This is a genomic window from Polynucleobacter sp. 39-46-10 (assembly GCF_002282275.1).
The window spans coordinates 1-11246 of sequence record NZ_NCJB01000065.1 but is presented as its reverse complement, the minus strand read 5'-3'; the positions used below and the strand labels follow the sequence as shown (position 1 = coordinate 11246).

14 protein-coding genes are annotated in these 11246 nt (G+C 44.5%); 12 read left to right on the top strand and 2 right to left on the bottom strand.

Annotated features, from left to right (window positions below; translation table 11 throughout):
* The 10 genes from B7X71_RS07305 to B7X71_RS07260 form a co-directional block, all read left to right on the top strand.
* Window positions 1-361 (top strand): DUF2946 domain-containing protein (locus B7X71_RS07305; RefSeq protein WP_293600450.1); only part of this gene is annotated, 361 nt, incomplete at its 5' end.
* Between the two features lie 70 nt (window positions 362-431).
* A complete protein-coding gene (locus tag B7X71_RS07300) occupies window positions 432-2579 on the top strand; it encodes a TonB-dependent receptor (protein ID WP_293598480.1) in 2148 nt (715 codons plus the stop codon).
* A 26-nt stretch (window positions 2580-2605) separates the two neighbouring features.
* Window positions 2606-3850, top strand: coding sequence for a sialidase family protein (locus B7X71_RS07295; protein WP_293598479.1), 1245 nt, complete (start codon window positions 2606-2608; stop codon window positions 3848-3850).
* Window positions 3843-4313 carry a TlpA disulfide reductase family protein gene (locus B7X71_RS07290; RefSeq protein ID WP_293598478.1) on the top strand — a complete coding sequence of 157 codons (471 nt, stop codon included), beginning with the start codon at window positions 3843-3845 and terminating at the stop codon, window positions 4311-4313. Before B7X71_RS07295 ends, B7X71_RS07290 begins: the two co-directional genes overlap by 8 nt.
* A gap of 82 nt (window positions 4314-4395) precedes the next feature.
* Window positions 4396-4812, top strand: a complete 417-nt coding sequence (locus B7X71_RS07285) for a DsrE family protein (RefSeq protein ID WP_293598477.1) — start codon at window positions 4396-4398, stop codon at window positions 4810-4812.
* A 21-nt stretch (window positions 4813-4833) separates the two neighbouring features.
* Entirely contained in the window at window positions 4834-5211 is a 378-nt protein-coding gene (locus B7X71_RS07280; protein ID WP_293598476.1) for a DUF2946 family protein, read from the top strand.
* 80 nt (window positions 5212-5291) lie between these two features.
* Complete coding sequence (locus B7X71_RS07275) at window positions 5292-5879, top strand: hypothetical protein (RefSeq protein WP_293598475.1); 588 nt, start codon at window positions 5292-5294, stop codon at window positions 5877-5879.
* A complete protein-coding gene (locus tag B7X71_RS07270; protein ID WP_293600449.1) occupies window positions 5876-6190 on the top strand; it encodes a hypothetical protein in 315 nt (104 codons plus the stop codon). The genes B7X71_RS07275 and B7X71_RS07270 overlap by 4 nt, the downstream gene beginning before the upstream one ends.
* A 156-nt stretch (window positions 6191-6346) precedes the next feature.
* A complete protein-coding gene (locus tag B7X71_RS07265; protein WP_293600448.1) occupies window positions 6347-6655 on the top strand; it encodes a DUF2244 domain-containing protein in 309 nt (102 codons plus the stop codon).
* A 22-nt stretch (window positions 6656-6677) separates the two neighbouring features.
* Window positions 6678-7166: a copper chaperone PCu(A)C gene (locus tag B7X71_RS07260; protein WP_293598656.1), complete on the top strand. Its 489-nt coding sequence runs from the start codon at window positions 6678-6680 to the stop codon at window positions 7164-7166.
* A gap of 90 nt (window positions 7167-7256) precedes the next feature.
* Here B7X71_RS07260 and ilvD read toward each other — a convergent pair whose 3' ends face one another.
* Window positions 7257-8945 carry a dihydroxy-acid dehydratase gene (gene ilvD / locus B7X71_RS07255; protein WP_293598657.1) on the bottom strand — a complete coding sequence of 563 codons (1689 nt, stop codon included), beginning with the start codon at window positions 8943-8945 and terminating at the stop codon, window positions 7257-7259.
* A gap of 229 nt (window positions 8946-9174) precedes the next feature.
* On the opposite strand from ilvD, the gene B7X71_RS07250 reads away from it, so the two are divergent.
* Both B7X71_RS07250 and B7X71_RS07245 read left to right on the top strand, forming a co-directional pair.
* Window positions 9175-9801, top strand: a complete 627-nt coding sequence (locus B7X71_RS07250) for a response regulator (protein WP_293598658.1) — start codon at window positions 9175-9177, stop codon at window positions 9799-9801.
* A gap of 81 nt (window positions 9802-9882) precedes the next feature.
* Window positions 9883-10821 carry a helix-turn-helix transcriptional regulator gene (locus B7X71_RS07245; RefSeq protein ID WP_293598659.1) on the top strand — a complete coding sequence of 313 codons (939 nt, stop codon included), beginning with the start codon at window positions 9883-9885 and terminating at the stop codon, window positions 10819-10821.
* Window positions 10822-10855: 34 nt separating this feature from the next.
* Here B7X71_RS07245 and glnK read toward each other — a convergent pair whose 3' ends face one another.
* On the bottom strand, window positions 10856-11194 hold the full coding sequence (gene glnK / locus B7X71_RS07240; RefSeq protein ID WP_293598660.1) for a P-II family nitrogen regulator: 339 nt from the start codon (window positions 11192-11194) through the stop codon (window positions 10856-10858).
* Between the last annotated feature and the right edge of the window lie 52 nt (window positions 11195-11246).

Sequence of the window (11246 nt, the reverse complement as noted above, 5' to 3'; positions counted from 1 at the left end):
TAAAAACCGCCTCATTCACTGGATTGCAGTTTTAGCAATCACAATGAGTGCGCTTGCGCCAGCAGTTTCTCAAGCGGTATCGCTAGTTAAGCATGGCCAAGGTTTTGCAATGGAAATCTGCTCTGTTGATGGCGCTAAAGTTCAGATTAATGTTCAGGACGAGGAGCAATCTGATCTAGCAGGAGTACAGCCTTGCCCATATTGCATTGCTCACACAGCTATCACGCCAACCTTCAATACCAATCTTACATTCCAAGCGCCGCAAACACTTGCTTTGCTGCCACAGCTTTTCTATCAATCACCTAAGCCACTCGTTGTTTGGGTAACACCGCCTTCAGCAGCGCCTCCTACACAAGCCTAATTGTTTTTTAGGGCATAGCCTAGCTATGTAATTGGCAATCATGTTGCCGTGATGTTGTGTGGAGAATTAAATGTTATTGAAGCAAAAGAAAATTAGCGCATGCATCGGCATGCTATTTGGATCAATGTTGATATCTAGTGGCGCTCAGGCTCAAATTGCACCACCACCTGATTACGATCAGAAGCTGGCTGATATGGTGGTAACTGCCACAAAATCAGGTACTACCCTCAAAGATATGACTCAAAACACCACAATTTTGACTAAAGAAGAGTTGGAGATTGCACCTGAGCAAACGATTGATCAAGTTCTTAAAAACCAGACAAGTGTATTTTTGAACGATCAGCCTTACTATCAAAAAGATCCAACAGGTCAAAGTATTAATGTTCGTGGATTGGGAAATGCTAGAACCTTGGTGCTGATTGATGGTGTACCTGCTAACGATGCAATGTACGGAACGGTGCAGTGGAATCTAGTGCCAATGTCAGCGATTCAGGATGTTGAATTTATCCGCGGTGGCGTTTCTAGTCTTTATGGAAATATGGGTATGGGAGGTGTGATTAACATTACTACCAAGCCCATAAGTGATAACAAGGGGGAGGTGTCGGGAAGTCTTGGATCTTACGCAACTGGGACGGCAGCCGTATCAAAAGAATTTGCAATAAGTGACTCCTTCAAGTTGAGAGCTTCTGCTGATTACTTTAGTACCGAGGGTTACCAAAATATCGCAACAATTTCCCCAGCTTCGCCAGCCGCCATTAAGCGTGGAATGGGAAATGAAAGTGCTGAGAGTGCTAACTACCGTTTACAGGGATCCTTAAAGGTTAGTCAGGATACTGATGGCTTCTTTAATTTCGGGCTTCATTCAATGTCCAATCTGCCTGTTGGAGGTTATAACTTTGCTAGAAAATCTACCAATGAGACAACGCTTTCCGGCGGCACCACTACTAGGCTGAATTCCAGTGAGCAGGTGCAGGTTAATGCTTTCTATGAGAACACGACCTTGCAGCAGCAAAATGTAGCCTCAAATAGCCCATATATTAATGCTACTTTCCATAACCCCTATTACCAAGTTGGGGGATCAGCTCAATATACGAATAACTTACAAAATTCAGTAATTGATCAACTTATATTTAGTGCCGATGCAAAGCAGTTGTCAGCATCAAATTTTCAAAATAACTATGCCTCGCCTGGTTCTGCAAATTTCCAAACAAGTAATCTCGGTAGATTAACCTCGCAGGTTGTTGCGGAGGGCACGCAAAACTTTTTAGGCATATTGGGGCAACTCAAGTCAAATCTTAAATCCATTCCACTGCAAGCAACTCTGTCAGCTAGGGTTGACAACTGGACTAGCCAGATCCCTACGAATTACACGCAAGCAGTTGGTGGGGCACAGGTAAGTACGGCCGTTCCCAATCAATCTAAAACAAAATTCAGTCCGAATTTAGGCCTTTTATATCGCGCCTCTAGGGAGTTAGATTTCAGGGCTGCTGCTTATCAAGCTTTCCATGCTCCCGGTTTGAATAATTCAATCCGTAGCTATGGATCGGGAGCAAGTTACGTTAGTAATAATCCATTTTTAACCCCGGAGAATATGACTGGGTATGAGATTGGGTCTGACTATCGCTGGAAATCTGGATTCATTCAGGTAACAGGTTTTAATGCGAATGTTACAAATGCTATTGCTACATACACCATGACTGGCGCCCAAATTGCGAGCACTTGTGCGCCAGTCTGTAGTGCTGGTGCCAAATCGTATAGTAATGATCAATCACTTCGTAGTGCTGGATTGGAAGTGCAGGCGCATTATGACATTAGCTCTAAATGGGCAACAGACCTTGGCTATACATTAACCAAGGCTGTATTAACTTCCACTTATGGGGCAATTAGTCAGGCGTTGAACCCGACAGGCTCTCAAATTGCGGGCACTCCTAGGAATATGGGTAGCGCGAGCGTTACTTATTTTCCAATTCCAAAGGCAAGCTTGACTGCCTCAGTTCGCTACATTGGAAATTCTTGGTATGACACAGCCCATACTAGTCCAATACCGGCATATGCTGTAGTGGGTGCAAGGGCTAACTACGAGGTAACACCAAATGCAACTATTTACTTGAGCGCTGTGAACTTATTGAACCGTAATTACATAACATTTGGTTCTGGCTCTCAATATATTGCTGGTCAGCCTCAAACAATCACCGTTGGTGGTCGGATAACATTTTGATAACAATAAAAAACTCGTTTCATTTCATGCTACTTGACGTGGCCAAGGTTTTAATTCTGAGTCTCTTGGTATGGGGCGGGATTGATCTGGCTGTTGCTCAAATGGACCACTCATCCCATTCCGGGATGAATAAGTCTGCCAAGTCCCCTTCATCATGCAAGGGGTCAGGCTTGGATTGTGCGAGTGCTGCAACGCCATTTCTAGGTAGTGATGGTAAGTTGCTTCTAGCTTGGACTGGCGGCGGAGTTGTTTCGTTCGCCAAGTCTGATGATATGGGAAAAACGTTTAGCCCCGCTGTAAAAATTGCTGAACATGGAAAGTCGCTTGATTCTGGAAGTGATGCTCGACCACAAATTGTTTCCGATTCAAATGGAAATATTTTTCTGGCATATGCCTTCTTCAAGGATTCTAATTGGAACGCTCAGATTAATACTTCACGCTCTAGCGATGAGGGTGCCACTTTTTCAGCTCCAACATCTTTGATTGAGGATGGATCCAGTCAGCGCTTTCCATCGGTGTTAATTAGTCCTGATAACTCTATTTTTATGGCATGGGTTGATAAACGTCTTGTCTCTGCAGCTAAGCAAGGAGGGGAAAAAAGATTGGGGGGGTCGATCGCCTATTCCTTTTCTACTGATGCTGGTAAGACGTTTGGGGTTGAGCGTATTGCCAATGAACATAGTTGTGAGTGTTGCCGAATTGGGGCCGCATTGAGTTCCGCTGGAGAAACTGCAATTATTTATAGGGCAATCTTCCCTGGTGGTATCAGGGATCATGCTACCCAGATTGTCTCTCCAAAGGCTGCTGAGCCGATTCGACGTGTTTCTGATGATCAATGGCGGACGGATGCCTGTCCTCATCATGGGCCAACCATTGCCATTTCAGAGACTGGAAAAATGCATGTGGCTTGGTTTACGCAAGGCGAACGACGCTCTGGAGTTTTTTACGCGAATTCAGTCAATCAGGGTCGTAGTTACTCTAAGCCTGTAAGGGTTGGCGCCGATGGGGCAAATGTATCTAGACCATACCTTTTGGCTCTTGGTCAGAATATTTACTTGGTATGGAAAGAATTTAATGGAAGTGTTTCTACTGTTTATATGAAGCGCTCTCATGATGACGGTGGCACATGGTCAGTTCCCAGGGCGATTTTCGAAACATCTGGTTACTCAGATCATCCGCTACTTATTTCACAGCAGGGCAAAGTCTACCTGTCCTGGTTAACACGCATGGATGGTTACCAGCTAATCGAGTTAGGAAAAAATAATGAATAGATTGATATTTGCATTTGCGATGATGTTCGCAGCAATAAGCATATCAATGGCTGACACTGGAGTGCTAAAGCCATACCAGAGCGGGGATTGGGCTTCCATTGCAAAAGCTTCTAGTGGCTCTCCAATGGCCATTCATTTCTGGGGGGTAACTTGCGCTCCTTGTGCAAAGGAGATGCCTCAATGGGGAAAATTTGTTGCCGCTAATAAGAAAGCCAACGTTATCTTTATTCAAGTTGATGATGTATCACCTCAAATGATTCAAAAGATGCTGATCAAGGCAAATCTTGATAAAGCAAATAATTACTACGTGAGCACGGTCTTCGATGAACAACTACGCCATGAGATAGATCCCAAGTGGCGCGGGGAGACTCCAATAACAATCCTAATTGATAAAAGTGGCAAGGCGATCAGAAAAACTGGCCCCATGAATTTCCCCCAGCTTCAAGCGTGGTTTGGTTTATAAGATGAAAATTTTTGATGTACATCAAGTTGCCAATTCAATTAATTAAGAAAATAAACTGTTTTATTAAAAAAGGAATGTCACTATGTTTTTGAAATCACTTAAAGCTGTTGTTATTGCAGTATTAGCCACTTTGTCACTTTCAGCTTTTGCTGGCGCTAATGATCCGCTCTTCATTAATCTTTCAACAGATGAATTGCATCGCTCAACCATGGCTATCAATTTTGGCAAACATCATTCTGCCAATGGCCATCCGTTGACTATTTTCTTAAATGACAAGGCGGTGATGATGGGTGTGAAGGCTGGCTCTTCTAAATTTGCTGACCAGCAACAGGCTTTATCTGAAGTGATTGCTAGCGGTGCTTTGGTCATCATGTGCCCAATGTGTTTAAAGCAGGCTGGTTTTACTGAAGCCGATCTGATTTCTGGTGTAAAGCTGGGTAGTCCTAAAGTAACTGGTGACGCCTTATTTAAAGACGGCACCAAGACGATGAGCTGGTAATAGAGATTCGCTTTCTTATCTATGTATTTTATTAAGCGCCGCAAGCTCGTTCACTGGATAGCCGCTTTGGCTATCTTGCTGGGTGCGCTTGCGCCTGCTGTTTCACAAGCCTTATCTTTGGCTAATAGTGGCCAAGGTTTTGTAGTTGAGATTTGTTCTGGCAATGGCAGCAAGATGACTCAGGTCATCGGTGATGATGAGACTTCCTCATCACCCGCTATGGGTAGTCACTGCCCATACTGCGTAGTTCAGCCAATCTATTTATTGCCTAGCGTTAGTGCATTTGAGTTTGTAGCCCAACTAGGCTATGTAGCTCAATCATCAAGCTCTTATCAAGCCCCTCAGATAATTTCTGCATGGGTCAAACTTCCATCTAGAGCGCCGCCCACTCAGTCTTAAATCACTTTGTTGACATGGTTTTGCCATGTCGTTTGGCAAGAAGGATTGCCTTTGGTTTAAGAATAAATGCGGAGGTTTAGATGTACGCCATTATTGAGCGCCCCGAAAATGGGGCAACAGCAAAACAGATTATTGTCCAGTTATCCGAGAAAATGTCGCTGCCAAGTGATCAGATTCAGGGGCATTATTGTGATAATCGGTTCCCGTCGCGCAAGCCTGTAGATCGCTATTCTTGTGTAGAGCTAATTCGTTTTATTTGGATCAATCAATCGTCTAGAAGAGCATTTGTCGTCAAGCTTCCCAAGGATTTACCTTCAGACGATGCTTTTATTCAAAGTTTTGATGATCACTACTTAGGATATGTCCCTCAAAAGCTTGGAAGATCGTATTTAAAGGATTTAGCCATTCTGCATAAGAAGATTAAGGACATCGAAAAATATAAGCGCCAGCTAGGTACGGGTATTTTTGCTTTGATGGGTACAGCCGGTATGAGTGCCTTCTCTAAGAGGGAGCTCAGTAGCTTGTTGTCTGAGCAAGCAAAATCTCTAAGACCCGTCTATGCCATGATTGATGAGCGCTTAGAGGTCTTAAAGGGGGAACTATCCAGCAAAGGGGATATCTTTCAGCGTGGCAGCAGTTTTAGCTACTACGATAGGTTGGCAGCATGAGCCAATGGCTAAGAAAGTTACCTGGCTATCAAGTTTATGAGCCAGGTCTGGAGCGCAAGATCTTGCATGAGCTCCCCCAATTTATTGTTTTGGGTGGTTTGGCTTTAGGGCTACCAAGTTTATTGGCTAGATTCCTGCTCTCTGCAAAGGCACAGCGAATTATTGATATCTTAGTTATCGCCACGGAGATCTTTTTTCTGGGTATGGTCATGACCTTGGCTATTGCGGCCTTTATTGTCATGCTCTCAAAGGGTCCGGCTTATGTGGCAGATGCTTACCCCTTGATAGAATCCGATAGGCCAGCTAAATGAGTATTATTTTTTTGTTGGAGTTAAAGTAGCAGAATGCAAACTTGGCTGATGAAAAGAAATTGCTCCTTTTCCCCTAAGCAGGTGGGGGGTTTCTACATATCCATTGTGGGATTTTCTCTTTTGGTAGCAGGATATTTTTAATTAATTGGGGCCTGGATGATTCTCATCTTTACCTCAATTGAGATTCTGGCGGTCACCATTGCTTTGTATGTCTATACACGACATGCTTTGGATTACGAAAAGATTACGATCTCTGGTAAGCAGTTGTTGTTTGAAAGAAGTTGGGGTGGCAAGATTCAGCAACATGAGTTCAATACTGTTTGGACTAAGTTGGTTCATAACGAGTCAACGGGTAAAGATTTGGTGTTAAAGACTTCTACCAAAGAAGTTCCAATTGGTTTTTTTGTTGGCGCTAATGAGCGAGAGCGGTTTGGAAAAGAACTCGAGAGATATCTTGGGATTTAAGATTAACTAGGAGGATGTACGAATGAAACGTAATACTTTATTAAATGCATTATTAGTTGCCGTTGTAGGTTTTGGTTTGGCTGGCATGGCTCAGGCTCAAAACGCTAAAGTTGGTAGCGTACAAATTGAAAATGCTTACACACGCGCTACTGTTCCAGGCCAAATGGCTGCTGGTGGTTTTATGAAGATTGAAAACAAGGGTGCTGCTGACCAACTCATTTCTGCAAGCTCACCAGTATCTGGTGAAGTTCAGTTGCATGAAATGGCTATGGATGGCAACGTCATGAAAATGCGTCAAGTGAAAGATATTCCAGTGCCAGCAGGTGGCGCAGTGGAATTGAAGCCAGGTGGCTTGCATTTAATGTTTATGAATATCAAAGCACCTTTAGCTGCTGGCGAGACTGTTCCGGTCAAATTGAAGTTTGCTAAAGCAGGCGAAGTAGAAGTGAAGATGCCTGTAAATGCGATGGGTAATCCTGGTGCCGGTCACGGTGGAGCGATGAAGCACTAAGCGCACACTTGTATCAAGCTTAAGTATTAAAAAAGCCCCTAGTTTTACCTAGGGGCTTTTGTTTTACTGCTTTGGATTTATTGCTAATACTTAATCCAAATTGAGATCGGTTACTGCGCCCTTACTTGCAGTGCTTGCAAGGTGAGCATACTTAGCAAGTAATCCACGGGTATAACGTGGCTTTGGTTGTACCCAAGCAGCACGACGCTTAGCAATCTCTTCATCACTCACATTGAGTTGAATGAGGAGCTTGTGGGCATCGATCGTGACAGAGTCGCCCTCTTGGATAAGGGCGATCGTACCGCCTACAAAAGCCTCGGGAGCAACGTGACCAACTACCATGCCCCAAGTACCGCCAGAGAAGCGTCCGTCAGTGATGAGACCTACTGTCTCGCCTAAGCCTTGACCGACGAGGGCAGAGGTAGGGGCAAGCATCTCACGCATACCAGGACCGCCTTTAGGGCCTTCGTAACGAATCACCATGACGTCACCATCTTTGATCTTTTGCGCCATGATGGCTGCCATTGCGTCATCTTCAGAATCAAATACGCGAGCAGGTCCAGTAATGGATGGGTTCTTCAGGCCAGTAATCTTCGCAACACATCCCTCTGGAGAGATATTGCCTTTTAGGATAGCTAAGTGACCTTGCTTGTACAGTGGGTTATCTAAAGTGCGAATCACTTTTTGATCAGCGCGTGGCACTGATGGAACATCTTTCAATGTTTCAGCAATGGTTTTGCCGGTGATAGTCATGCAATCGCCATGTAAGAGTCCACCATCAAGCAAGACTTTCATCACTTGCGGAATGCCGCCGGCTTGATGAAGATCAGTTGCTAAGTACTGTCCTGAAGGCTTCATGTCGACGATGACAGGAACACGTTTACGAATACGCTCGAAGTCATCAATCGTCCAGTCGATCTCAGCGGCACTGGTAATTGCCAAGTAATGCAGAACGGCATTGGTTGATCCGCCAACAGCCATGATCACACTGACTGCATTCTCAATGGATTTTTTGGTGATGATGTCACGTGGACGTAAATTATTTTTAATGGCCTCAACCAAAACAATCGCAGATTCATGAGCGCTAGCGATTTTTTCAGCATCTTCATTAGCCATCGTCGAGGAGTACGGCAGGCTCATGCCCAAGGCTTCAAACGAGGAACTCATGGTGTTGGCGGTGTACATGCCACCGCAAGAGCCGCTGCCTGGACAAGCATGCTGCTCAACGCCTTTAAGATCTACTTCATTCATGCGTCCTGAAGTAAATTCACCAACAGCTTCAAATGCGGAAACAATATTGAGGTCCTTACCTTTGTAATGACCCGGCTTAATGGTTCCGCCATAAACATAAATACTGGGTACATTGGTACGCGCCATTGCCATCATGCCGCCTGGCATATTTTTATCGCAACCACCAATAACCACAACGCCGTCTTGCCATAAACCATTGACACAAGTTTCAATACTGTCAGCAATGACTTCGCGGGAGATAAGGGAGTATTTCATGCCCTCAGTTCCCATGCCGATACCATCAGAAACGGTAGGAGTGCCAAACATTTGTGCATTTGCACCCGCCTCTTCAAGGGCAGTTACTGCTGCGTCTGCCAGTTTTTGCAAACCGCTATTGCAGGGGGTAATAGTGGAATGACCATTTGCTACGCCAACCATCGGCTTAACAAAATCCTTTTCTTCGTAGCCCATCGCGTAATACATTGAGCGATTGGGTGCGCGGGCAACCCCTTCGGTGACATTGCGCGAGCGTTCATTGAGGCGTTTCATGCTGATATTGACTCCAGAAAAGAATTTGTCGAAAAGCTCTATTGTGCCGTGAGACAAGGGCGAGCACTGGGGTTTATGTAGACTTCCCGGCGCTTATGTTGTGCACTGCAACAAGCAGATTTATCTATTGTATTTGCTGATTGAGCCTCATTATTAGCTTGAGAGCTAATATCCTTGATAAAAAAGCTACAGTACATTGTCTTATCTATTACTTTTTCTTTTAAATTCAATGACTAAAGTTGGCCACATCTACCTAATTGACGACGATGAGTCAATGCGCACATCCCTAGGTCGAATGCTCAAGGATGTGGGCTATATGGTGGACGATTTCTCCTCTGCAGTGACATTTTTAGAGCATTCAGTTCCTGTGGCACCTGCAGTCATCTTGCTGGATATGCAGATGCCTGAGATGACTGGGCTGGATTTGCAGGAAAAATTACTCCAGTTGGGCCGCAAAACACCTATTGTGTTTGTGAGTGGCCAAAGTCACCCCCATCAAATCGTCAAGAGCCTGAAGCGCGGCGCCGTTGATTTCCTCTTTAAACCCTTCAATTTGGAGGATTTATTGAAGGCTGTTGCCGATGCCCTGGAGTTTGATAGGCGTCAGCTCAAACGGGTCTCTAAGGAAGTAGAAACCAAAAAGGATTATGCAACCCTAACTCCTAGAGAGAAGGAGGTTTGCTTTTGGCTGGTTAAGGGATTGCTTAATAAAGATATTGCCATCAAACTGGGGACAACCGACGCTACGATTAAGGTTCACAAGGCTAGGGTGATGGATAAGATGCATGTGGAATCAGTTCAAATATTAGTAGCAAAGTATCTTGAATCTGACTTAGGAAATATCCAAAATAGCTAGCTCTTGGGCTAATTTCCCCGATGTTATATAGGTAATATTATTGGACATCATTTTGACAGATAAAACACTTAAAGCGCTTTTGTGAATTCCAATTCCAAACTTCCCGAGATTCGCAAAGAAGCTTTTGTTAAAGCTCGCGAAAAGCTGAGTTTAAGCGCTAAAGATCTTGGCGGCATGGCTTGTCTTTCACACCATCAAATATCTCAAATGGAAAATGGTGAGTCCAGCTTTTTCTATGGGGCCCAGAATAAATTTACTGCTGCTAAAAAAGTAGCAAAGCTGTTGAACTTAAGTGATGAGGAAGCATTCAATTACGGCACTCAAACTCCAGCAAAAGTAATTGAAGTGCCAGAGCTTGAAGAGCCCGCCAAAAAAGAAGAGCCTAAAGAAGTTGAGCCAATCAAAGCGAATGCACAAGAAATTCCTTTTGCTGCTGCTTCAGAGGTCTCAAAGCCTGCCTCCCCAAAGAAGCTTTTCCTTTGGTTGAGCGTTTTAGCGGCGCTGGTTTTCTCAGCAATTAACCTGCGCACACTCTTTTTTGCAGATAAGCCAGAAGAAATTATTGCTGTAAAAGAAGAAATTATTGAGCCAGCCCCTGTAGTCAATCCAGCGGAGCCTGGGCCGATTGCTCCGGCAGCCGTTGCAGCAGTAGTTGTAGCGCCTGCCGTTACTGATGAGGCTTCTACAGCCTGCCCTGTTGAGGAAAGCATTATTAGCTATAAGCCAGATGCACCCCGTAAAGCAGCGGATATGGTTTATGTGCAAGTTAAATCAAAACAAGTGATTTGTGTTGGCGATGCTTCAGGAAAGCTGCAAAACAAGATGGTTGAACCTGGAGTTGGCGCATCTTTTTATGGCAAGCCGCCATTTAAAGTTCTTACCGCTGGATTGAATCAGGTGGATGTATTCTTCCAGGGCTTAAAAGTGCGCTTGTCAAACCCGAATTCAAAGGCATTAATTTTGGAAGCTTCTGAGGTGCTTGCTCCAGCCGTAGATCGGACGGACTCTCAGTTACGCTAACTCACTTGGAGTTAGCGTTTTTGGAAAGCAGTTTTTAAACTGCTGAGTCGTTAGTTTCGCCAGTGCGAATACGAATAGCCTGCTCGATTGGACTAACAAAAATCTTACCGTCACCAATCTTGCCAGTGCGCGCAGCTTTAGTAATTGCTTCGATCGCTGAATCTACCTGGTCATCAGCAACAACCACTTCAACTTTTACTTTAGGCAAAAAGTCGACCACATACTCGGCGCCACGATAGAGCTCGGTGTGACCTTTTTGGCGACCAAATCCTTTGACTTCAGTAACGGTGAGTCCGGTAACGCCTACTTCAGCCAAGGCTTCACGCACTTCGTCAAGTTTGAACGGCTTAATAATGGATGTGATTAGCTTCATATATTCCCCTTAATACAGTAATCATACCTAGAACTGAAAACCAATGCCCAGT

Bases quoted from the DNA above. Each gene is read 5' to 3' on its own strand.
- B7X71_RS07265 (WP_293600448.1), top strand. From the start codon at position 6,347: ATGATTCTCATCTTTACCTCAATTGAGATTCTGGCGGTCACCATTGCT.
- glnK (WP_293598660.1), bottom strand. From the start codon at position 11,194: ATGAAGCTAATCACATCCATTATTAAGCCGTTCAAACTTGACGAAGTG.
- B7X71_RS07260 (WP_293598656.1), top strand. From the start codon at position 6,678: ATGAAACGTAATACTTTATTAAATGCATTATTAGTTGCCGTTGTAGGT.
- B7X71_RS07270 (WP_293600449.1), top strand. From the start codon at position 5,876: ATGAGCCAATGGCTAAGAAAGTTACCTGGCTATCAAGTTTATGAGCCA.
- B7X71_RS07280 (WP_293598476.1), top strand. From the start codon at position 4,834: ATGTATTTTATTAAGCGCCGCAAGCTCGTTCACTGGATAGCCGCTTTG.
- B7X71_RS07300 (WP_293598480.1), top strand. From the start codon at position 432: ATGTTATTGAAGCAAAAGAAAATTAGCGCATGCATCGGCATGCTATTT.
- B7X71_RS07275 (WP_293598475.1), top strand. From the start codon at position 5,292: ATGTACGCCATTATTGAGCGCCCCGAAAATGGGGCAACAGCAAAACAG.
- B7X71_RS07285 (WP_293598477.1), top strand. From the start codon at position 4,396: ATGTTTTTGAAATCACTTAAAGCTGTTGTTATTGCAGTATTAGCCACT.
- B7X71_RS07295 (WP_293598479.1), top strand. From the start codon at position 2,606: ATGCTACTTGACGTGGCCAAGGTTTTAATTCTGAGTCTCTTGGTATGG.
- B7X71_RS07250 (WP_293598658.1), top strand. From the start codon at position 9,175: ATGACTAAAGTTGGCCACATCTACCTAATTGACGACGATGAGTCAATG.
- ilvD (WP_293598657.1), bottom strand. From the start codon at position 8,945: ATGAAACGCCTCAATGAACGCTCGCGCAATGTCACCGAAGGGGTTGCC.
- B7X71_RS07290 (WP_293598478.1), top strand. From the start codon at position 3,843: ATGAATAGATTGATATTTGCATTTGCGATGATGTTCGCAGCAATAAGC.